Below are 20395 nucleotides of genomic sequence, written 5' to 3' on the forward strand. Positions count from 1 at the left end.
CGGCAAGTCTCCAGGTTGACGGAGAGCTGCTTCGCAAGCGCCATGCCGGTCCACGTGCGCACTGCAATGGTGCGCAGTATTCAGCGTGCAGGGCCGCGGGCGCGGCCCCGGGGTCAGCGTTCGCCGGGTTCGGTCACGCGGTGGCGGGCTTCGGCCGCATCGGCGTACAGCGCCTGCAGGCCGGGCAGAGCCGCTTCATAGCCCAGGTCGACGTCGTGCATCGGCGTTTCTTCGGCGACCACGGCGGGCGAGAAATCCCAGCGTTGTCCGCTTGCTTCCATCCAAACTTGTTCGCTAGCCATGGCCTTCTCCTGCAACGGTGTGATAGTGCGTGGGGATGTCATTGGTTGCCATCCGCCGAATGGGGGAACTGCTGTAGTCGGTTTCCTACAAGCCCAACCTGGAGGGATGAATGAGCTCGACCCCCCGCATACGTGTCGGCATCGGAGGCTGGAACTTCGCACCTTGGCGTGACAACTTCTACCCCGCAGGATGGCCGCAGGCGCGTGAACTTGAATATGCCGCGCAACATGTCACGGCCATCGAGGTGAACAGCACCTACTACAGCGCGCAGAAGCCGGCCACCTACGCCAAGTGGCGCGATGCCGCGCCCGAGGGCTTCGTCTTTTCGCTCAAGGCTTCGCGCTACGCCACGCAGAAGCGGGTGCTGGCCGAAGCGGGCGAATCGATCGACCGCTTCATCGGCAGCGGCATTGCCGAACTGGGCGACAAGCTCGGCCCCATCGTCTGGCAGCTGGCACCGACCAAGGTGTTCGACGAGGAGGATCTGTCGCGCTTTTTTGCGCTGCTGCCCGGCGCGGTGGGCGGCCTTCCGCTGCGCCATGCGCTGGAGGTGCGCCACCCCAGCTTTGCCTCGCCCGACTACTTGGCGCTGGCGCGGCGCTTCGGCGTGACCACGGTGTTCACCGATGCGCTGGATCGCTTTCCGGTCATCGCCGATCTCACCGGCAGCTTTGTCTATGCCAGGCTGCTGAGCGCCGACAGCGCCATCCCGACCGGCTATGCGCCCGAGGTGCTGGACCGCTGGGCCGTGGCCGCGCGCCACTGGGCGGAAGGTGGCGTGGATGCCGACCTGCCGCGCGTGGCGCCTTCACTGCAGCCGGCGGGGCAGCCGCAGGACGTGTTCGTCTACTTCATCAACGGCGCGAAGGAGCGTGCGCCGGCGGCTGCGATGGCGTTGCTGCAGCGCCTGCAGGCGCCCTAGGGTCAGCCGCCGACCAGGCTGCCCGACGCGTGCCGGCTGTTGCCCACCAGGTGGGCCGTGCAGTTCACCAGCTCGGCGGTGTGCGGCGGCACGGCCGCGCACACGGTGAGCGCGGTGTTGCCCAGCGGGCCGGCCAAGGCCAGGGCGGCCGGCACCTGCAGCTGGTGGTCCAGCCAGGCGCGCAGCACCAGGCCGTGCGTCACCACCACCAGGGGGCCATCCAACTGCCGCTGCTGCTCGGCCAGCGTTGCCAGCGCCTCAGCCGCACGGGCATGGAAGGTAGCCAGTGATTCGCCACCGCCCGGCGGCGCTTCGGCCATCTTCAGGGGGTCGAAGCCCAGCTGGTCGTACGGCTGGCCGCGCAGGCTGCCGAAGTGGCGCTCCTGCAGCGTGTCCAGCGCCTGCACCGCCAGGCCGGTGACCTGCGCGATGGCAGCGGCGGTCTGCCAGGCGCGCGGCAACGGACTGCTGACGATGGCGGCCGGCCGCATCGCCGCGATGCGCCTGGCCAGCAGGGCGGCCTGCTGCAAGCCGGTGTCGCTCAGCGGCGTGTCGGGCGGCTGCAGCACGCGGGCGACGTTCAGCGCCGTTTCACCATGGCGCACCAGCAACAGGCTCATGCAGACCCTTCCTTCCAGGCGGTGGAGACCCGGGGCAGGGTCTGCGGCATTATGGGTGCCTGCCTGTGGGAACCTGAACGATGTATGACTCGCTGAATCATCTGGCTGCCGACCCCGTGGGGCGTGCGCCGCGGTCGTCCGCCACCCTCGTCCTGGTGCGGGAGTCGCCCGCCGGGCCCGAAGTGCTGCTGCTGCGCCGGGCCGAGCGCGGCGACCATAACAGCGGTGCCTGGGTGTTCCCGGGCGGCCTGGTGGACGAGGGCGACCAGGCCAGCGCCGGCTGCTGCACCGGCGTGAGCGCCGACGAGGCCGACGCCCGTCTGGGCGTGGAGCGCGGCGGCCTGGCCTACTACGTGGCCGCGGTGCGCGAGTGCTTCGAGGAATGCGGTGTGCTGCTGGCGCGCAGCGCCGATGGCACCCCCGTGTCGGCGGCCCAGGTGGCCGTGCTGGACGCCGCGCGCGGCCCGCTGCACCGCGGCGAAACCACGCTGCCCGCGCTGTGCGCCGAGCATGGCCTGTCGCTGGCGCTGGACGAACTGGCGTACTACGCCCACTGGCGCACGCCGGTGGGCATTCCCAAGCGTTTCGACACCCGCTTCTTCGCGGCGCTGGCGCCCGCCGGGCAGAGGGCGCTGCACGACGCGGCCGAAACGGTGGAGCATCGCTGGTTGCGGCCCGCCGAGGTGCTGGCCGACCCCGCCGGCTACAAGATGCTGACGCCCACCCTCGGCACCCTCAAGCTCATCGCCGCCCATCCCAGTGCGGCGGCCTTCCTGGCCTGGGCCCGGCAGCCGCGCGAGGTGCCGCTGACGCAGCCGCGGCTGGGCAGTGGCAGCCAGGGCAAGCGCCCGGTGCTGCCCGAGGAACCCGCCTGGGCCGAGCTGGGCCGCCTGGACCCCGAGGGCCGCGGCCATGCCAGCTACGACATCCAGACCGACGTGGCGGTGCGGCTGTCGCCCCACGTGATCCGCGTGACGGCGGGCAACGGCAGCGTGATGACCGGCCCCGGCACCAACACCTACCTGGTGGGCGGCGGCCCGAACAACGAATGGGCAGTGATCGACCCCGGCCCGGCGCTGCCGGCGCACGTGGCCGCGGTGCTGGCTGCCGCGCCCGGGCGCATCACGCAGATCCTGGTGACCCACACCCACACCGACCACTCACCGGCCTGCGTGGCGCTGAAGCAGGCCACGCAGGCGCCGGTGCTGGGCCGGGTGGCCGCGCACCCGATGTGGCAGGACGACAGCTTCGCGCCCGACCGGGTGCTGCAGGGTGGCGAGCGGCTGGCGGTGGATGAAGGCGTGACGCTGCAGGTGTTCCACACGCCGGGCCATGCGTCCAACCACCTGTGCTTCCTGCTGGAAGAGGAGAAGACCCTCTTCACCGGCGACCATGTGATGCAGCTGAGCACGGTGGTGATCAACCCGCCCGATGGCGACATGCGGGCCTACATCGCCTCGTTGCGCACATTGGCCACGACGCTGGAGCTGGACTGGCTGGCGCCGGGCCACGGCTTTCTGATGCCCCGGCCGCGGCAGGCGATGGAAGCCATCGTGGCCCACCGGCTCAAGCGCGAGGCCAAGGTGGTGGATGCGCTGCGCCGCCTGGGCCCCGCCACGGTGGACACGCTGCTGACTTCGGTCTACGACGACGTGCCGCCGCGGCTGCACCCGGTGGCGCTGCGCTCGCTGAACGCCCACCTCTTCAAGCTGCGCGACGATGCCGCAGCCGTCGAGCGTGATGCGCTGTGGGCGCTGGCGGGCCTCAGCGCACCGGCGGAAGCACCCGCCGCACGTTGACGCGCACTTCCATGCCCTCGTAGGCCTCCGGGTCACCGTACCAGCTGCCGGTGACGGGGGCGGCCTGGCTGGGGTCGCGCGCCACGCCCACGCGGATGAGCTGGTTGCCGCCCAGCAGGTTGTTGGTGGGATCGAAAGGCACCCAGCCCGCGCCGGGCAGGTAGGCCTGCAGCCAGGCGTGGGTGCTGCCGGCGCCCACCGTCGGCGTGGCGGCTGCGGCCGCGTCTTCGGCCGGCGGGTCTGCCGGCGTATCGGAGGGGGGCCTGGCGGCGCGTGCGGCCACCAGCGCGTCGTCCAGCGCCGGGTCGTACAGGTAGCCCGAGACGAAGCGGGTGGCGATGCCCAGGCGTCGGGCCGCCTCCATCATCAGCAGCGCGAAGTCGCGGCAGGTGCCACTGCCCAGCGCCAGCGTCTGCAGCGGCGTCTGGGTGCCTTCTTCGTCGCGCTGGCCGTACTCGAAGTGGTCGCGGATGAACTGGTTCATGTGCACCAGCATCTCGCGCGTGCCGGTGGGCCCGTCGGTGCGCAGGAACTGGCGCGCCCAGCGGGTCAGCTCGCCCTGCGGGTCGTCGTAATGGGGGCGCAGGTAGTGCTCGAGGTCGAAGCGCTCTTCCACGCCGTAGGCGAAGGGATAGAGCTCGGCGCTGGGCGACAGCGGCAGCTCCAGGTTGTGGCTTTGCGCATGCTCGATGCGAAAGCGGCAGACGATGCGCAGCTCCGTGGCGGGCGCCAGAGGCTGCACCAGCGCCACCGAGTTGGAATGCGGGTCCTGGATCAGCCGCACGGCGGCGTGGGGGCTGACCTCCAGGTCGGTGGCCAGTACGCGCAGGTCGTGGCTGTCGCGCGGCCTGAACATCACCCGGTGTTCACCGAAGGTGACCGGCTTGCTGTACAGGTACCGCGTGGTGTGGGTGATGTCGTAGCGGGTGAACATCGGGCAGGCCGGCGCATGGGAACGCCGGGATCATGCCGCGAATTCGTCAGGCGCGACGCCGGCGCGCGGCCACGCCGACCCCGGCGATGCCGGCCAGCATCATCGCCACGGTGGCGGGTTCGGGCACGGCGCTGGTCACGGTCACGTCGTCGATGAAAAAGTCGCCGAACACCTTGCCGGTGGGGCCGGGGTTGGAGACGATGCCGCTGAACACCACCGTCTTGGCGACACCGCTGAAGCTGAGGGTGTAGTCGGCCCAGGTGTTGTAGTCGCCGTCTTCCTTGGCGCTGAAGGCGCCCTCGAAGGGCTGATCTTTCGAGCCCAGTGCCGTCAGCGCAGGTAGAGAGCCAGAGCCCGACCGGGCGAGCACGTTGTTGTTGGCGTCCAGCACCGTCACCGTCAGTGGGTTGTCGACGGTGGAGTAGGCGAACGAGATTTGGTCGGTGATGCCCGCATCGAAGCTGATGCTCAGGCCTTCGGACGAGCTGGCGTCCCGGTACAGCGTGAGCGCGCCGTACTTGCTGGGCGCGCGGCCGAAGTTGCCGGTGCCGGGGCGACCGGGCTGGTCGGTGTCGGCGTCGATGAAGACGAAGCCGTTGCTGATGCTCACACCCGGCACCGCGTACACGCCCGGCAGACCGGTGGGTCCTTCCCGCTCGCCGGTCTCGAAGTCGAGCGTCAGCGCCGACGCGAAGGCCGGCACACAGGCCAGCGCAAAGCCCAACCATCGGGGCGTGGACGAGGTGGGCATGCGGTTCTCCTGATCCTGGGATTTGTGTTTTGGTGCCGGGGGCAACAAGCAGGAAGCTTGCCGCCACTTCGTGCAGCGTTAACAAATGTACCCAATCCGATGCGGCGGTACTTTGACACGCGCACCCCTCGGTTCAAGGGATCAACATGCGGCGCGGCCCGTGGGTGGGGTTTGCGAGCACGAACGTTTCAACGGGGGTCCTACACTCGTGGGCGTGGAAACCAAGTGGCTGGAAGACTTCATCACGCTCGCTGAAACGCGCAGCTTTTCCCGTTCCGCACAGCTGCGGCATGTCACGCAACCGGCCTTCTCGCGGCGCATTCAGGCCCTGGAAGCCTGGGCCGGCATCGACCTGGTGGATCGATCGTCCTACCCGACCCGGCTGACGCCGGCCGGCGAGACCTTCCACGCCCAGTCGCTCGAGATCATGGGCGCCCTGCAGGCCACCCGCAACATGATGCGCAGCCATCACGTCAGCGGCCAGGACATGCTCGAGTTCGCGGTGCCGCACACGCTGGCGTTCAACTTCTTCCCGCACTGGCTGATGGACCTGCGGCGCCGCTTCGGCGCCATCAAGAGCCGGCTGATCGCCCTGAACGTGCACGACGCGGTGCTGCGGCTCACCGAAGGCACCTGCGACCTGCTGATCGCCTACCACCATGCCTCGCAGCCGTTGCAGCTGCCGCCCGAGCGCTACGAGATGCTGAGCCTGGGGCAGGAGACGCTGGCCCCCTATGCCAAGGCCGATGCGGACGGATATCCGTTGTTCCGGCTGCCGCCGCTGTCGGCTGACCGTGTGCCCTTCCTCAGCTACGCCTCGGGCGCCTACATGGCCCGCATGGTCGAGCAGATCGTCAAGCACGCACCGGAGCCGCCACCGCTAGAGCCGATCTACGAGACCGACATGGCCGAGGGCCTGAAGGCGATGGCGCTGGAAGGCCACGGTCTGGCCTTTCTGCCGGCCAGCTCGGTGCGCAAGGAACTCAAGTCGCGCCGGCTGGTCAGTGCGGCGGGTGGTCCAGGCTACGAGCTGACGATGGAGGTGCGCATCTACCGGGAACGCCCGGAAAGCGCCCGCCATGTAAAGCCGGTGGCGCGGGCGGTGTGGGACTTCCTGAGTCGCCCCGCGTGAGGTCGAGGCGGCAATCTATGCGTCTGACGCATGGAACCGCACCGAAACAGAATTGGCCGTCGCAGGGTGTGCAAACGTACATTCGCGCCGGCCCCTGCGACAGGGGTGGCCCGGAAGCTGCATGAAGCCAGCGCTTGAGGTTGGGCGGGCCGTCCTGCCGCCACTGGGCTGCCTCACCCGAGGTGGGTGACGAGAAGCGGTTGTCGTCACCAAGTTGGTGCCTTCCTAGAATGGCGCCGCGTTTTGAACGTAAGTTGTTACCTTTCCATTCCCCAAGGAGCCTGTGGCATGAAGAAATCGTTGATCGCTGTGGCCGTGGTCGTCGCGGCGAGTGCTGCCACCGCACAAACCACCGACACGCTCAAGAAGATCAAGGACAGCGGCAGCATCACGCTGGGCACCCGTGAATCGTCCGGGGCCCTGGCCTACACCCTGGGTGATGGCAAGTACGTCGGTTTCCACACCGAAATGGCCGAGCACGTGGTGGCCGACCTGAGCAAGCAGCTGGGCACCAAGATCGCCATCAAGTACCAGCCGGTGACCTCGCAGAACCGCATCCCGCTCGTGCAGAACGGCACCGTGGACCTGGAGTGCGGCTCCACCACCAACAACACCGCGCGCCAGAAGGACGTGGCCTTCGCCGTCACCACCTACGTGGAAGAAGTGCGCATCGCCGTCAAGGCCAACTCGGGCATCACCTCGGTGGCCCAGCTGGCCGGCAAGAAGGTGGCCACCACCACCGGCACGACCTCGGTGCAGACGCTGCGCAAGCATGAGCGCGCCACCAACGTGAACTTCGAGGAAGTCTTCGGCAAGGACCACGCCGACGCCTTCCTGCTGCTGGAATCGGGCCGCGCCGATGCCTTCGTGATGGACGGCCAGATCCTGGCCGGCAACATCAGCAAGTCGAAGAACCCGGCCGACTACAAGATCGTCGGCGAAGTGCTGTCGGTCGAGCCCATCGCCTGCATGCTGCGCAAGGGCGACACCGCCTTCCAGACCGCCGTCAACGACAGCATCAAGGGCATGATCAAGAGCGGCGAGCTGGCCAAGCTGTACGACAAGTGGTTCATGCAGCCCATCCCGCCGAGCAACACCAAGGTGGGCCTGCCGCTGTCGGACGCCACCAAGGCTGCGTGGGCGAACCCCAACGACAAGCCGATGGAAGAGTACGCCAAGAAATAAGCCACAACCGGTTCAGGCCCGGGCCGCACGGCCCGGGCCTTGCGTATGGCCGGCGGCGTGCCACGCACGCACGGGCGACAACACTTGAGGAGGCGGCCTTTGGGCACGTGGGATTGGCAATTGTTTTTGCAGGACACCGGCGGGGGGGAAACCTACCTCCAATGGATGATGTCCGCATGGGGCTGGACCTTGAGCGTCGCAGTGCTGGCCTTGGTGCTGGCGCTGGCCATCGGTTCATTGATGGGTATTCTTCGCACCGCGCCGAGCGCGCTGCTGGTCGCGATCGGCAACTGCTGGACGGAGCTGTTCCGCAATATTCCGCTGCTGGTCCAGATCTTCCTCTGGTACCACGTGCTGCCGTCGATCTTCCTGGTGCTGCGTGACGTGCCCAGCTTCGTGCTGGTGGTGTTCGCGCTCGGCTGCTTCACGTCGGCGCGTATTTCCGAGCAGGTGAAGGCCGGCATCCAGAGCCTGCCGCGTGGCCAGCGTTATGCCGGCCTGGCCATGGGCCTGACGCTGCCGCAGACCTACCGCTACGTGCTGCTGCCGATGGCCTTCCGCATCGTCATCCCGCCGCTCACGTCGGAGTCGATGAACATCATCAAGAACTCTTCGGTGGCCTTCGCGGTGTCGATCGCCGAGCTGACGATGTTCGCGATGCAGGCTTCGGAAGAAACCTCGCGCTTCGAAGAAATCTTCATTCCCGTGACCGCGCTGTATTTCATCTCGGCTTTCGCGATCAACCGCATCGCCCAGGTCATCGAGAAGCGGCTGCGCATTCCCGGCCAGATCGGGGGCAAGTGATCATGGGTGCACTCGACTTTTCCTTCCTCAGCTGGGGCGTCATCCAGAGCTTCGTGCTCAAGGGTTTCCTGTTCTCGCTGCAGCTGACACTGATCGCCATGGTCGGCGGCATCGTGCTGGGCACGCTGCTGGCGCTGATGCGCCTGTCCGGCAAACCCTGGCTGGAAATTCCCGCCGCGGCCTACGTGAACACCATGCGCAGCATTCCGCTGGTGATGGTGATCCTGTGGTTCTTCCTGCTGATCCCCAAATTGCTGGGCCAGCCGCTGGGCGCCGAGATCTCGGCCATCATCACCTTCACGTTGTTCGAGGCCGCCTACTACTCCGAGATCATGCGCGCCGGTATTCAAAGCGTGCCGCGTGGCCAGGTGTATGCGGGTTACGCGGTGGGCATGACCTACCCGCAGACCATGCAGCTGATCGTGCTGCCGCAGGCCTTCCGCAACATGCTGCCGGTGCTGCTGACGCAAACCATCATCCTGTTCCAGGACACCTCGCTGGTGTATGCCATTGGCGCCTACGACCTGCTCAAGGGTTTTGAAGTGGCGGGCAAGAACTTCAACCGCCCGGTCGAAACCTACCTGGTCGCCGCCGTCATTTACTTTGTGATCTGCTTCAGCCTCTCCATGCTCGTGCGCCGGCTGCAGAAGAAAATCGCCATCATTCGTTGAGACAGGAAGCTCCCCATGATCGATATCAAGAACGTCAGCAAGTGGTATGGCAGCTTCCAGGTGCTCACCGACTGCACCACCACCATCAAGAAGGGTGAAGTGGTCGTGGTGTGCGGGCCCTCGGGCTCGGGCAAGAGCACGCTGATCAAGACGGTGAACGCGCTGGAGCCGATCCAGAAGGGCGACATCGTGGTGGACGGCACCTCCATCTCCGACCCCAAGACCAACCTGCCCAAGCTGCGCAGCCGCGTGGGCATGGTGTTCCAGCACTTCGAGCTGTTCCCGCACCTGACAGTGACCGAGAACCTGACGCTGGCGCAGATCAAGGTGCTGGGCCGCAACAAGGACGAAAGTCTCAAGCGCGGCCTGAAGATGCTGGACCGCGTGGGCCTGTCGGCCCACAAGGACAAGTTCCCCGGCCAGCTGTCGGGCGGCCAGCAGCAGCGCGTGGCCATCGCGCGTGCGCTGTCGATGGACCCGATCGTGATGCTGTTCGACGAACCCACCTCGGCGCTGGACCCCGAGATGGTGGGCGAGGTGCTGGACGTGATGGTGCAGCTGGCGCACGAAGGCATGACCATGATGTGCGTGACGCACGAAATGGGCTTTGCCAAGAAGGTCAGCCACCGCGTGATCTTCATGGACGCCGGCAAGATCATCGAGGACTGCACCAGCAAGGAGTTCTTCACCAACCCCGACGCACGTTCGCCGCGGGCCAAGGACTTCCTGTCGAAGATCCTCCAGCATTGACCTCTGCCCCCAAGCTCGCTGCGCTCGCGCCCCCCAGGCCCTTGTCAAAGGGCCCTTCGGACCCTGGGGAGCGTTCAGCCTTGGGGCGGCCCGGCGGCTGAACCTTCGGCCTCCAAGCTCGCTGCGCTCGCTGTCCGGCCGGGCAGAATGGCTCCATGAGCTCTTCTGCCCCCGCCTCCGAAGTCGCCAGCCAGCTCACGCTGACCCGGCCCGACGATTTCCACCTGCATGTGCGCGACGGTGCCGCCCTGGCGGCGGTGCTGCCGCACAGTGCCCGCCAGTTCCAGCGGGCGGTGATCATGCCCAACCTGCGGCCGCCGATCACCAGCGCCGCGCAGGCCGTGGCCTACCGTGAGCGCATCCTGGCCGCCCGGCCCGAAGGCTCGAACTTCGAGCCGCTGATGACGCTGTACCTGACCGACCTGCTGCCGCCCGACGAGATCCGCCGCGCGAAGGAGGCGGGCGTGGTCGCCGTCAAGCTGTACCCGGCGGGCGCCACCACCAACAGCGATGCGGGCGTGACCGACCTGCGCAAGACCTACAAGACGCTGGAAGCGCTGCAGCGTGAAGGCATGCCGCTGCTGATCCACGGCGAGGTCACCGACCCCGACGTCGACCTGTTCGACCGCGAGGCGGTGTTCATCGACCGCGTGATGCGGCCGCTGCGCGCCGACCTGCCCGAGCTGAAGGTGGTGTTCGAGCACCTGACCACCCGCGAAGGCGCGCAGTACGTGAGCGAGGCCGGCCGCTTCACCGCCGCCACGCTGACGCCGCAGCACCTGATGTTCAACCGCAACGCCATCTTCATGGGCGGGCTGCGGCCGCATTACTACTGCCTGCCCGTGCTCAAGAGCGAAGAGCACCGCCAGGCGCTGGTGCAGGTGGCCACCTCGGGCAGCGACCGCTTCTTCCTGGGCACCGACAGTGCGCCGCATGCGGCGCACCTGAAGGAGCATGCCGGTGGCCACGCCGGCTGCTACACCGCGCTCACCGCGCTGGAGCTGTATGCCGAGGTGTTCGAGGCGGCCGGTGCGCTGGACAAGCTGGAAGCCTTTGCCAGCTTCCACGGCGCCGACTTCTACGGCCTGCCGCGCAACACCGGCCGCGTGACCCTGGTGCGCGAAGACTACCCGGTGCCCGAGTCCGTGCCCTTCGGCGATGCCCAGCTCAAGCCGCTGCGCGGCGGCGAAACGCTGCGCTGGCGACAGCTCGACCCCGCCTGAGCCTCAGCCGCCACCCAGATTCAAGGTGGCGTCCTTCCAGGCCGACCAGGCCACGGCGCCGATGGCGATCAGCACCAGCAGGCCGACCAGCAACGCGATGACGCGGGCGCGCACCGACAACCCGCCAGGGCGCTGACGCGCCGACGCACGCTCGGTGGGCGCGTCCGTGTCTTCGGCCTGCGGCAGCATCAGGTCGGGCAGCTCGATGCGCGGCAGGCCGTCGGCAGCCAGGCCGGCTGCGCCCGCCGGCAGGGCGCCAGGCGCGCGGCGGGGCGGGGCGGGCGGCAGCGATCCGATGGCCGCCGCAATGGCGGCGCGCACGGCGTCGTCGATCGGCTCCTCGTCATCGGCCGGCGCGGCTGGTGCGGCGCCCGCGCGGATGGACCGGTCGGCCGGCAGGTCGATCGGCTGCAGCGTCGGTACCGCGGGCGGCGTGGTGAAGACCGCGGCCGTCAGCACCGGTGGCGGCGCGGCTGGGGTGGGCTCCGGCGGCAGCGGTGCCAGCGGCGGCGGCTCGGGCGCCTGCGGCACGGCCGGGGGCGGCGGGGCCGCCTCCACCGCATGCAGCAGCGGCTCCACGCGGGTGTGGGCGGCCGCGTTGGCCATGAACTGCGGGATCGGGTCGTGCGCGGGTGCCGCATCGTCCGCGGCCGGCGATATCTCCGGCGCGGGCGGCACATCGAACGCGGGCTCGGGCGGCCCGGCCGTGAGCTCGGCGTGCACCGGTGCATCCGCCGTCAGCGACGGTTCGCCAGCAGTCGGCTGCGTTGCGGGCGGCGGTTCGGCCACTTCAGCCGCTTCGGCTGCCGCGCCTTCAGCGGGCAGGTCGGCGCTCGCGACCACCGCTGCGGGTGCCGGCACCGGCTCCGACGGCGGCTTGTCTTCCCACGCGCGGGCCACCGGCAGCGGCGCTTCGTGCAGCGAGGGCCGCCCCGGCAACGGGTAGGCGGGCGCTGCAGCGCCTGCCGCGGAAGCGGCCGCAGCCGCGGGCGTGGGGGCTGGCGCCGCCGCCGGCCGCGGCGTGGGCCGCAGTGGCGCGGCGAAGGCCGACTGCTCGGCCACCGCGCTGCGCAGTGTGGAAGCGCGCAGTGAGGCACCGATGGACGGTGCCGGCCAAGGCCGGGTGGCGGTGGCGTCGAAGGGCTCGCCGCCGGGCAGCGTGACGTCGACCATGCCGCTGCCCAGGCCGCCGCCGGCCCGCAGGCCCATGGCCTGGCGCAAGGCGGCCATCGATTGCGGACGATCGCCGGGTGCGGGCGCCAGCGCACGCTCCAGCGCGTGCGAGAGCGCATGGCCCATCGGTGCGCGGGCGCGCAGCGCATGGGCGGTGGGCGGCTCGCTGGACGGCGTGACCGGCTGCGCCGACATCGCGAAGCGCGCCAGCGCTGCCAGCGCATACACGTCGCTCCACGCGCCGCGCGGCAGGTGGCCGCCGGACGGCAGCTGTTCCACCGGCGTGTAGGCCGGATCGAGCGCGCCCTGCAGCGACCGCCGCACGGTGCCGAAGCCCAGCAGCAGCGCCGGCCGGCCCTCGGCCAGGATCACCTGTTCGGGCAGCACATAGCCATGCACGAGGTTGGCGCCGTGCAGCGCTTCCAGCGGCACCATCAGGTCGGCGATCAGGTGGCGCAGGCCGCCTTCGTCCATGGTGTCGGTGTACATCGCCCGCCACGAGGCGAGCGTGCGGCCCGGTGCGAAGGGCATCACCCGGAACACGGTGCCGCGGTCCTCGAACAGGCCGGTCACCGGCAGCAGGCCGGGAATGTCCAGGTGCGCCAGCAGCCGCGCTTCTTCGACGAAGGCCTGGCGGCCGGTGGCGAAGGCGGCCGCCTCGGCCTCGCTGCGCGGGGTCACTTGGCCCTCGGCGTCGCGCACGCTCAGCGCGGGCACGAAGTACTCCTTCAGCGCCACCGCGCGCCGCAGCATCGGGTCCACCCCGTGGTACACGATGCCGAATTCGCCGACCGACAGCACCGAATCGATCACCACGCCGCCCACCCGGGTGCCGGGCGGCAGCGCGTACTCCAGGCCCGGCATCGCCGCGGCCGCCAACTTCAGGGGCTTGGCCACGTCGTGCTTCTTCACTCGGCCGGCAGGAAGCCTTCGACCGACAGGTAGCGCTCGCCGGTGTCGTAGTTGAAGCCCAGCACGCGGGCGCCGGCCGGCAGATCGGGCAGCTTCTGCGCAATGGCCTGCAGCGTGGCGCCGCTGCTGATGCCCACCAGCAGCCCTTCTTCGCGGGCGCTGCGGCGCGCCATCTCGCGGGCGGCCTCGGCGTCCACCTGCACCACGCCGTCCAGCAGCGCGGTGTGCAGGTTCTTGGGCACGAAGCCGGCGCCGATGCCCTGGATCGGGTGCGGCGAGGGCTGGCCGCCGCTGATCACCGGCGAGGCGGTGGGCTCCACAGCGAACACCTTGAGCTGCGGCCACTCGGCCTTGAGCACCTGCGCGCAGCCGGTGATGTGGCCGCCGGTGCCCACGCCGGTGATCAGCGCGTCCAGTCCTTCGGGGAAGTCGGCCAGGATCTCGCGCGCGGTGGTGCGCACGTGCACGTCGATGTTGGCGCTGTTCTCGAACTGCTGCGGCATCCAGGCGCCGGGCGTCTCGGCCACGATGGCCTGCGCCTTGGCGATGGCGCCCTTCATGCCCTCGGCCCGCGGGGTGAGCACGAAGCGCGCGCCGTAGGCCAGCATCAGCCGGCGGCGCTCCACGCTCATGCTGTCGGGCATCACCAGCACCAGGGTGTAGCCCTTGACGGCGGCCACCATGGCCAGGCCCACGCCGGTGTTGCCCGAGGTGGGCTCGACGATGGTGCCGCCGGCCTTCAGCAGGCCGCGGGCCTCGGCGTCTTCCACCATGGCCAGCGCGATGCGGTCCTTGATGGAGCCGCCGGGGTTGGCGCGCTCGGACTTGACCCACACGTTGGCCGACGCGCCGAACAGGCGGTTGATGCGGATGTGCGGGGTGTTGCCGATGGTGGCAAGGACGTTGTCTGCGCGCATGGCCGGTCTCCTTCTGGCGGGAAAAATTCTGAAAGACGCTTCAGCCGCGATAATCGCACGGTGAAGCAAGCCAGACCGCCGCTGGTGCGATCGTGGAAACACGGCACTGGAGGAAGGTCCGGACTGCACAGGGCAGCGCAGGAGTTAACGGCTCTCCACCGCGAGGTGAGGATCAGAGCAACAGAGACGAGTCGCCACGGTTCGCGCCGTGGCGGGTGAAACGGGCAATCTCTGCGCGCAGCAACACCAAATAGGCACACGTTGATTCGGCCCGAGGAGTGTGCGGGTAGGTGGCACCGAGCCGTGTGGGCGACCCACGGCCCAGAGGAATGGCGGTCACGCGGCGGCGCCTGCAAGGGCGACGCCGTGCACAGAATCCGGCCTATCGGCTTGCTTCACACTTTTCTTTCCACCCGCGGGCGGCAGCCCGCTTACGGACGCTCGCTGTGAATCCCCAAGCCTCCACCCTGTGGCGTGGCCCGCGCTGGACCCTGGCCGCGCTGCTCGCCTGCCTGGGCACCGTCGGGCCGTTCTCCATCGACACCTACTTGCCGGCCTTCTCCGGCATCCAGGCGTCGCTGGGCGCCACGCCGGCCGCGATGCAGCAGACGCTGTCGGCCTACCTGTTCGGCTTCGCGCTGATGAACCTGTTCCATGGCGCACTGGCCGACAGCTTCGGCCGCCGGCCGGTGGTGCTGTGGGGCATGGGTGTTTTCACGCTGGCCTCGCTGGGCTGCGCGCTGTCGCAGACCGTGGGCTGGCTGGTGTTCTTCCGTGCCATGCAGGGCTTGTCCTGCGGGGCTGGCGTGGTGGTGTCGCGCGCCATCATCCGCGACATGTTTCCGCCGGCCGAGGCGCAGCGGGTGATGTCGCAGGTGACCATCTATTTCGGCGTGGCGCCTGCGGTGGCGCCGATGGTGGGCGGCCTGCTGTTCGTGCACCTGGGCTGGCACGCCATCTTCTGGTTCCTGGTGCTGGTGGGCGCGGCTCTGTGGCTCATAAACTGGCGGCTGCTGCCCGAAACGCTGGACCCGGCGCAGCGCCAGTCCTTCCACCCGCGCCACCTGATGGCCGGCTACCTGCAGCTGGGTGCCAGCCCGCGCTTCATGGCGCTGGCGCTGGCCAGCGGCATCCCTTTCAACGGCATGTTCCTGTACGTGCTGTCGGCGCCGGTGTTCCTGGGTGAGCTGCTGCACCTGCAGCCCACCCAGTTCTTCTGGTTCTTCTGCATCAGCATCGGCGGCATCATGGCCGGCGCCTTCCTGTCGGGCCGGCTGGCCGGGCGCATCAAGCCCAAGCACCAGATCCGCCATGGCTTCACCATCATGCTGGGGGTGTCGGTGGCCAACGTCGCGCTCAACCTGCTGCTGCCGCCGCACCCGGCCTGGGCGCTGCTGCCCATCGGCATCTTTGCCTTCGGCTGGGCGCTGATGGTGCCGGTGGTCACGCTGCTGGTGCTGGACCAGGCGCCCGACCGCCGCGGCATGGCCTCTTCGCTGCAGGCCTGCGTGGGCAGCCTGGCCAACGGCCTGGTGGCCGGCGTGGTGGCGCCGCTGGTCATGCATTCGGCCATCGGCCTGGCACTCACCTCCCTGGGCATGATGCTCATCGGCGTCGTGGCCTGGCTGTGGGTGAAGCCGCGGGTGACCTGAACCCAGGGGCAATTACGCCGACCCGCGGGGGCGGGCAAGGGAGGAATCCCGCGATCTCACGGCTATGCTCGGCCACTATTCGCCAATTGCCGATGGACCAGCCGCCCACCCCCACTTCCACCCGCCCGCCGTGGCGTCAATGGTGGCGGCAGTGGCGCCACCGGCCGGCCGCGATGCCGCCCGGCCCGCCGGCCGAGGCGCCGCTGCCGGCCCCGCCCGCAGCGGCGCAGCCCGATCCCGCGCTGGATGCCGCGGCCTTGCGCCAGACCCTGGCCGCCAGCGAGGCTGCCAGCCGCGCCAAGTCCGAGTTCCTGGCCCACCTGGGCCATGAGATCCGCACCCCGATGAGCGGCATCACCGGCATGGCCGACCTGCTGGCCGCCACCCAGCTGGACGCCACCCAGCGCGGCTATGTGGAGATGATGCAGCGCTCGGCCGGCAGCCTGCTGACGCTGGTGGACCGGCTGCTCGACTTCACCCGGCTGGAGGCCGAGCCGCCGCGCCTGCGTGCCGAGCCGGTGGCGCTGCGCGGCCTGCTCGACGCCGCGGTGGCCGAGGTGTGGCCGCGTGCCCAGGCCAAGCGGCTGCTGCTGGAATGCCTGCTCGACCCGGGGCTGCCGGTGTGGGTGCGCGCCGATGCCGCCCGGCTGCGGCAGGTGGTCAACCACCTGCTGGAAAACGCGCTGGAGTTCACCCCGGTGGGCCAGGTGCTGCTGGCCGCGCGGCCGGCGCCCGATGGCGGCGTGCTCATCGAGGTCAGCGACACCGGCATCGGCATTTCGCCCGCGCTGCATGCCAGCGTCTTCGCGCCTTTCGTGCAGGCCGACGCCAGCCTGGCGCGGCGCCAGGGCGGCATCGGCCTGGGGCTGGCGGTGGTGCACCTGCTGGTGCAGGCCATGGGCGGCCAGGTGTCGCTGCAAAGCGAAGAAGGCCATGGCGCGTTGTTCCGCGTGCAGCTGCCGCTGCAGCCGCTGGAGGCGCCGCCTTCGGTGCCCGCCGCCGCACGCGAGGCGGCCGCGCTGCGCCGGGTGGCCGTGATCAGCGATGCACCGGCCAGCCAGCAGGCCTGGCAGGCCCGGCTGCGCCATCTTGGCCATGAGGTGGTGGCGCTGATGACCTGGCGCGAGCTGGCCTTTGCGCCCGAAACGCTGGGCGCGCAGGCCCCGCATGCGGTGCTGTACGACGAACCGCACGACGGCTGGCCACCCAACGGCCTGGACGACGCCCAGCCGGTGCCCTGGGAGCGGCTGCTCGTGCAGCGCAGCGAACCCTCGGCCGGCGCCACGGCCGGCGGCCCCAGCGGCACCCGGCTGCAGCGGCCGGTGGACGATGCGGCGCTGGCCCGTGCGCTGGAATCTGCCGGTCGTGGCGGCCTGCCGGCAGCGGGAGCGGCCGCCGGCCCGCTGCCGGCATCCCTGGCCACGCCGCGCGGCCGCGTGCTGCTGGTGGAAGACCACGAGATCAACCAGGTGGTGGCGCGGTCCTTCCTGGAGCACCTGGGCTTCGAGGTGGACGTGGCCTCGGACGCCGCCGGTGCCATGGCCGCGCTGGACGCGCGCGACTTTGCGGTGGTGGTGATGGACTGCCAGATGCCCGGCATGGACGGCTACGAGCTGACGCGGCGCATCCGCGACGGCGAAGCCGGGCTGCGGGCGCAGCGCACGCCCATCATCGCGTTGACCGCCCATGCCACGCCGGCCGACCGCGAGCGTTGCCTGCAGGCCGGCATGAACGACTACCTGGCCAAGCCGGTGAACGTGCAGCTGCTGGGCAGCACGCTGGAGCGCTGGCTGGCGCCCACCCGCGAATAACCGTCTTTCCGCGTCGGCGCTACCATCTCGGGTCGATGGACATCATCACCCGCGTGCTGGCCGGCATCGTCCTGGCCATTTGCCTGGCGCTGTTGCTGCGCATGGTGATCGGCGCGCGCCTGCGCGGCCGTATCGATGCGGTGGTGCTGCGCGCCTGGCACCAGCTGCGCCGCCGGCGCCAGCCCCTGCCCACGCGGCCGGAGCGGCGCGCCGACCCTAAGGAGGCGGCCCGCATGGCGCAGGAGGCCATTCGCCGCGCCTCGCGCCGCGGCAGCTGGGATGGCAACGTCTACAAGCCCGACGCCTTCCGCCCGCCCACCGACGACAAACCCACCGACCGGCGCAAGCCCCATTGAGTTTTCACCCTTCTCGCATCGCATGCTGCCACCGCCGCGCCGTACCACGCCCGAACGCTGGGTTGCCGAGACCGAGGGGCGCAGCCTGCTGAAGCTCGACATCCCGCCCGACGCCGCACGCACCCGCAGCTTCGAGATCAGCTGCAGCCTGCAGGTGCGGGCGCGGGAAGCACACGACGCCTGGCACGGCCTGAAGGTGCTGGTGGACGGCGCCCAGCAGTGGGCGCGCCGGGTGCCCACACACGAGAGCGGACGTGACAGCCTGGATGTGCGCTTCCGCAAGACGGTAGAGCCGGGCCAGCCACTGCGGCTGTCGGTGCAGGCCGAACTGCACCGCGCGGCACCGGTGACGCTGCAGCTGGTGGCCGAAGAAGAGACTTGAGCCGGCGGCCGAAGGGCCGCGGATCATGCCCCGCTCAGCCCGCTTGCCCCGTCTGCAGCAAGGCCAGCTCGTCGCGGCACCACGGTCGTTCGTCCGCCGACAGCCGTTCATGGCAGGCCAGGGCCGCGTCGCGTGCGGCGGTGAAGCCGGGTTCGTCGCCCAGGTCACGCTGCGTCACGGCCAGCAGCGCAAGCGCGAAGAAGCGTTCGAAGTCGGGCGCGTCGTTCGCCTCGCACACCGCCAGGCAGCGGCGGGCGCTGTCGCGGGCCTCGGCGAGGCGGCCGGCCGCGCGCTGGCAGCTGCCCAGCCGGTGCTCGGCCCGCTCCACCTGCAGCCAGCCGCCGGCCCGCGACCAGTAGCGCAGGCCGGTTTCGGCGGCGCGCAGCATCAGCGCGGTGTCCGCCGAGCTGCGGTGGGGGCGCTGCTGCAGCTCGGCGGCGATGTTGTTGCCCGCCACGGCCAGCGCCCGCAGTGCGGGTGATCCGTCGGGCAGGCCGGCTTCGGCCAGCGCCAGTGCCGCGTCCAGCGCCTGCGCGGCGGCTTCGGTCTGGCCGCGACCCAGCTGCATCGCGGCGGTGCCGGCCAGCACGGCGGCGCGCTCAGGTGTGGCCAGGTCGTCCAGCGCGCTGGCGTCGCCGCTGGCGCAGCGCAAGGTGCGCTCGGCGCGCATCACGGCGGCCTGGGCGGCGGCGTCGTCGGCGGCTACGCCGCGCAGGCGGGCCAGCAGGGCCAGCGCCTCGGGCCAGTGGCCCAGGTGCTCGCCGTACACATGCGCCAGCAGCGCAGCGAAGGGCGGTACCTCGGACGCGGCCTGCACCTGGGGCAGCGCCTGGGCGATGCGCTGCGCGGTGCCGGCAGCATCGTCGGCATGCTGCTCCCAGGCGGTAGCGATGAAGGTGGAAAGATCCATGGCGGCACCGTGCGCGAGTGGCGGACGGTGCCGGTTCTATCACCTGTCCGGTGCTGTCGCCAGACCCTCCACTGCCTGCCAGGCGGCCTCGACGCCCTGCTCGACGATGCGCTGCTTCCAGGCCGGTGTCTCGGTGTAGAAGGCCGCGCGCATGCGGCGTTCGATCTCATGGCGCTGCGGCGTGTCGCCCAGCTCGGGGTGGTTTTCCAGCCATTGCGCGCCGCGCAGGCTTTCCAGCATCTCGCCCAGCGGCACGGTGCCGTATTCCAGCGCGATGCCGGTGTACTCGGCCTGGGCGCAGGCCTCGTCGGCCACGCTCCACATCAGGCCCACCAGCGGCGAAGAGCTGGAGCTGCCGTCGTAGATGGAAGTCACGGCGTCGCCCCACCAGGCGCGGGCGCGGGCCAGCGCGGCAGCGTCGTTGCGGCAGGCGAAGATGCGTTCGCCATGGCCCGAGGGGCCCAGGCCGGTGTGCAGGTCGATCCAGCCCAGCCGGCTGCAGCGGGTGGCGTGTTCGGCCAGCACGTGGCGCAGCGTCTGCTGGCTCCAGGTGGGGTTGCGGCCACCGTAGAAGATGCCTTGCGGGTGGTTGTACTGGCCACCCGAGATGGCGGTCTGCAGGGCGCGCTCGCCATGCCGGTCGGCATAGGCCGTGAGCGCGGCCTGCGCCTCGGCCGAAGGCGGCCAGGTGTCGGGCACGATGAAGCGGGCCAGCTCGTCGTAGCCCGGGTTCTCGGGCAGCGGCCGGCTGAAGTCGTGCCAGTTGCGGTTGAGGTCGACGTTCTCGTGCGTGGTGCGCCGGTTGAACGAGAAGCCCCAGGGGTTGAGCGCGTGGATGTACAGCACCGCCACGCCCGACTCGGCCGCGCGGCGGGCGAAGGCGCCGTCGGCCAGCAGCGCGTTCTGCACGCCCGAGCCGCAGTAGCCCTCGATGCCGTGGCAGGCGCTGCTGACGATGAGCAGCGAAGCCGCGTCCGCCGGCCCGGCACGCGCCACGTCCATCGCCAATGCTTCGCCGTCGCGGCCCACCAGCGGGTGCGGGTGGCTGTGCACGTCCAGCCCGGCGGCATCGGCCGCGGCGAGGAACTTCTGCCGCGCCTCGGCATAGGTGGTGGCGAAGCAGCGGTCGATGTCGGTGGGAATGCTCATGGGTGCCGGGTACTCAGGCGGTGGAGGAAGAAGGCGGAC

The 20395-nt window shown here is 70.1% G+C and carries 20 protein-coding genes and 1 other RNA gene; 13 read left to right on the forward strand and 8 right to left on the reverse strand.

Annotation, left to right across the window (positions count from 1 at the left end):
• Nucleotides 1-113: 113 nt before the first annotated feature.
• Nucleotides 114-302: a hypothetical protein gene (locus tag MW290_RS16090; RefSeq protein WP_250198731.1), complete on the reverse strand. Its 189-nt coding sequence runs from the start codon at nt 300-302 to the stop codon at nt 114-116.
• Between the two features lie 110 nt (nt 303-412).
• On the opposite strand from MW290_RS16090, the gene MW290_RS16095 reads away from it, so the two are divergent.
• Nucleotides 413-1225 (forward strand): DUF72 domain-containing protein, encoded by an 813-nt coding sequence (locus MW290_RS16095; RefSeq protein ID WP_250198732.1) that lies wholly within the window; start codon nt 413-415, stop codon nt 1223-1225.
• Nucleotides 1226-1227: 2 nt separating this feature from the next.
• On the opposite strand, the gene MW290_RS16100 is transcribed toward MW290_RS16095, so the two are convergent.
• The gene (locus tag MW290_RS16100) at nt 1228-1845 is read right to left on the reverse strand and encodes a histidine phosphatase family protein (protein WP_250198733.1); all 618 of its coding nucleotides are present in this window, start codon (nt 1843-1845) and stop codon (nt 1228-1230) included.
• A gap of 80 nt (nt 1846-1925) precedes the next feature.
• On the opposite strand from MW290_RS16100, the gene MW290_RS16105 reads away from it, so the two are divergent.
• Nucleotides 1926-3644 (forward strand): MBL fold metallo-hydrolase, encoded by a 1719-nt coding sequence (locus tag MW290_RS16105; RefSeq protein ID WP_250198734.1) that lies wholly within the window; start codon nt 1926-1928, stop codon nt 3642-3644.
• Here MW290_RS16105 and MW290_RS16110 read toward each other — a convergent pair.
• On the reverse strand, nt 3610-4578 hold the full coding sequence (locus tag MW290_RS16110) for a transglutaminase family protein (protein WP_250198735.1): 969 nt from the start codon (nt 4576-4578) through the stop codon (nt 3610-3612). The genes MW290_RS16105 and MW290_RS16110 overlap by 35 nt on opposite strands.
• A gap of 46 nt (nt 4579-4624) precedes the next feature.
• The gene (locus MW290_RS16115) at nt 4625-5329 is read right to left on the reverse strand and encodes a PEP-CTERM sorting domain-containing protein (protein WP_250198736.1); all 705 of its coding nucleotides are present in this window, start codon (nt 5327-5329) and stop codon (nt 4625-4627) included.
• 214 nt (nt 5330-5543) lie between these two features.
• Here MW290_RS16115 and MW290_RS16120 point away from each other — a divergent pair, with 214 nt between their 5' ends.
• The 6 genes from MW290_RS16120 to pyrC all read left to right on the forward strand — a co-directional run bounded on the left by MW290_RS16120 (nt 5544) and on the right by pyrC (nt 11094).
• Nucleotides 5544-6461 (forward strand): LysR substrate-binding domain-containing protein, encoded by a 918-nt coding sequence (locus MW290_RS16120; protein ID WP_250198737.1) that lies wholly within the window; start codon nt 5544-5546, stop codon nt 6459-6461.
• Nucleotides 6462-6749: 288 nt separating this feature from the next.
• Nucleotides 6750-7646, forward strand: a complete 897-nt coding sequence (locus tag MW290_RS16125) for an amino acid ABC transporter substrate-binding protein (RefSeq protein ID WP_250198738.1) — start codon at nt 6750-6752, stop codon at nt 7644-7646.
• A gap of 45 nt (nt 7647-7691) precedes the next feature.
• Complete coding sequence (locus MW290_RS16130; RefSeq protein ID WP_375142912.1) at nt 7692-8450, forward strand: amino acid ABC transporter permease; 759 nt, start codon at nt 7692-7694, stop codon at nt 8448-8450.
• 2 nt (nt 8451-8452) lie between these two features.
• Entirely contained in the window at nt 8453-9121 is a 669-nt protein-coding gene (locus tag MW290_RS16135; RefSeq protein WP_250198739.1) for an amino acid ABC transporter permease, read from the forward strand.
• Between the two features lie 15 nt (nt 9122-9136).
• Nucleotides 9137-9871: an amino acid ABC transporter ATP-binding protein gene (locus tag MW290_RS16140; protein ID WP_250198740.1), complete on the forward strand. Its 735-nt coding sequence runs from the start codon at nt 9137-9139 to the stop codon at nt 9869-9871.
• A gap of 155 nt (nt 9872-10026) precedes the next feature.
• On the forward strand, nt 10027-11094 hold the full coding sequence (gene pyrC, locus MW290_RS16145; RefSeq protein WP_250198741.1) for a dihydroorotase: 1068 nt from the start codon (nt 10027-10029) through the stop codon (nt 11092-11094).
• A gap of 3 nt (nt 11095-11097) precedes the next feature.
• On the opposite strand, the gene MW290_RS16150 is transcribed toward pyrC, so the two are convergent.
• Together MW290_RS16150 and cysK are read right to left on the reverse strand one after the other, a co-directional pair.
• Nucleotides 11098-13164, reverse strand: coding sequence for a serine/threonine protein kinase (locus MW290_RS16150; protein ID WP_250198742.1), 2067 nt, complete (start codon nt 13162-13164; stop codon nt 11098-11100).
• 11 nt (nt 13165-13175) lie between these two features.
• Nucleotides 13176-14096: a cysteine synthase A gene (gene cysK / locus MW290_RS16155; protein WP_250198743.1), complete on the reverse strand. Its 921-nt coding sequence runs from the start codon at nt 14094-14096 to the stop codon at nt 13176-13178.
• A 62-nt stretch (nt 14097-14158) separates the two neighbouring features.
• Here cysK and rnpB point away from each other — a divergent pair.
• The 5 genes from rnpB (at nt 14159) to MW290_RS16180 (ending at nt 18297) form a co-directional block, all read left to right on the forward strand.
• An RNA gene (rnpB, locus tag MW290_RS16160) (RNase P RNA component class A) lies at nt 14159-14497 on the forward strand.
• A 45-nt stretch (nt 14498-14542) separates the two neighbouring features.
• Nucleotides 14543-15748 (forward strand): multidrug effflux MFS transporter, encoded by a 1206-nt coding sequence (locus MW290_RS16165; RefSeq protein WP_250198744.1) that lies wholly within the window; start codon nt 14543-14545, stop codon nt 15746-15748.
• A 92-nt stretch (nt 15749-15840) separates the two neighbouring features.
• On the forward strand, nt 15841-17559 hold the full coding sequence (locus MW290_RS16170; RefSeq protein ID WP_250198745.1) for a response regulator: 1719 nt from the start codon (nt 15841-15843) through the stop codon (nt 17557-17559).
• 35 nt (nt 17560-17594) lie between these two features.
• Nucleotides 17595-17915: a hypothetical protein gene (locus MW290_RS16175; protein ID WP_250198746.1), complete on the forward strand. Its 321-nt coding sequence runs from the start codon at nt 17595-17597 to the stop codon at nt 17913-17915.
• Between the two features lie 22 nt (nt 17916-17937).
• Nucleotides 17938-18297, forward strand: coding sequence for a hypothetical protein (locus MW290_RS16180; RefSeq protein WP_250198747.1), 360 nt, complete (start codon nt 17938-17940; stop codon nt 18295-18297).
• A gap of 34 nt (nt 18298-18331) precedes the next feature.
• Here MW290_RS16180 and MW290_RS16185 read toward each other — a convergent pair whose 3' ends face one another.
• Together MW290_RS16185 and MW290_RS16190 are read right to left on the reverse strand one after the other, a co-directional pair.
• Nucleotides 18332-19207, reverse strand: a complete 876-nt coding sequence (locus tag MW290_RS16185; protein WP_250198748.1) for a hypothetical protein — start codon at nt 19205-19207, stop codon at nt 18332-18334.
• Between the two features lie 39 nt (nt 19208-19246).
• Complete coding sequence (locus tag MW290_RS16190) at nt 19247-20356, reverse strand: M14 family metallopeptidase (protein ID WP_250198749.1); 1110 nt, start codon at nt 20354-20356, stop codon at nt 19247-19249.
• Nucleotides 20357-20395: the final 39 nt, after the last annotated feature.

This window comes from Aquincola tertiaricarbonis (assembly GCF_023573145.1).
GTDB classification, from domain to species: Bacteria; Pseudomonadota; Gammaproteobacteria; order Burkholderiales; family Burkholderiaceae_C; genus Aquincola; species Aquincola tertiaricarbonis_B.

What these genes read in the sequence shown, in the direction of transcription:
- MW290_RS16185 (WP_250198748.1), bottom strand. Translation starts at nt 19,207, where the DNA reads ATGGATCTTTCCACCTTCATCGCTACCGCCTGGGAGCAGCATGCCGAC.
- MW290_RS16170 (WP_250198745.1), top strand. Translation starts at nt 15,841, where the DNA reads ATGGACCAGCCGCCCACCCCCACTTCCACCCGCCCGCCGTGGCGTCAA.
- MW290_RS16125 (WP_250198738.1), top strand. Translation starts at nt 6,750, where the DNA reads ATGAAGAAATCGTTGATCGCTGTGGCCGTGGTCGTCGCGGCGAGTGCT.
- MW290_RS16190 (WP_250198749.1), bottom strand. Translation starts at nt 20,356, where the DNA reads ATGAGCATTCCCACCGACATCGACCGCTGCTTCGCCACCACCTATGCC.
- MW290_RS16115 (WP_250198736.1), bottom strand. Translation starts at nt 5,329, where the DNA reads ATGCCCACCTCGTCCACGCCCCGATGGTTGGGCTTTGCGCTGGCCTGT.
- MW290_RS16135 (WP_250198739.1), top strand. Translation starts at nt 8,453, where the DNA reads ATGGGTGCACTCGACTTTTCCTTCCTCAGCTGGGGCGTCATCCAGAGC.
- MW290_RS16110 (WP_250198735.1), bottom strand. Translation starts at nt 4,578, where the DNA reads ATGTTCACCCGCTACGACATCACCCACACCACGCGGTACCTGTACAGC.
- MW290_RS16090 (WP_250198731.1), bottom strand. Translation starts at nt 302, where the DNA reads ATGGCTAGCGAACAAGTTTGGATGGAAGCAAGCGGACAACGCTGGGAT.
- MW290_RS16140 (WP_250198740.1), top strand. Translation starts at nt 9,137, where the DNA reads ATGATCGATATCAAGAACGTCAGCAAGTGGTATGGCAGCTTCCAGGTG.
- MW290_RS16130 (WP_375142912.1), top strand. Translation starts at nt 7,692, where the DNA reads ATGGCCGGCGGCGTGCCACGCACGCACGGGCGACAACACTTGAGGAGG.
- MW290_RS16100 (WP_250198733.1), bottom strand. Translation starts at nt 1,845, where the DNA reads ATGAGCCTGTTGCTGGTGCGCCATGGTGAAACGGCGCTGAACGTCGCC.
- MW290_RS16095 (WP_250198732.1), top strand. Translation starts at nt 413, where the DNA reads ATGAGCTCGACCCCCCGCATACGTGTCGGCATCGGAGGCTGGAACTTC.
- pyrC (WP_250198741.1), top strand. Translation starts at nt 10,027, where the DNA reads ATGAGCTCTTCTGCCCCCGCCTCCGAAGTCGCCAGCCAGCTCACGCTG.
- MW290_RS16105 (WP_250198734.1), top strand. Translation starts at nt 1,926, where the DNA reads ATGTATGACTCGCTGAATCATCTGGCTGCCGACCCCGTGGGGCGTGCG.
- cysK (WP_250198743.1), bottom strand. Translation starts at nt 14,096, where the DNA reads ATGCGCGCAGACAACGTCCTTGCCACCATCGGCAACACCCCGCACATC.
- MW290_RS16175 (WP_250198746.1), top strand. Translation starts at nt 17,595, where the DNA reads ATGGACATCATCACCCGCGTGCTGGCCGGCATCGTCCTGGCCATTTGC.
- MW290_RS16180 (WP_250198747.1), top strand. Translation starts at nt 17,938, where the DNA reads ATGCTGCCACCGCCGCGCCGTACCACGCCCGAACGCTGGGTTGCCGAG.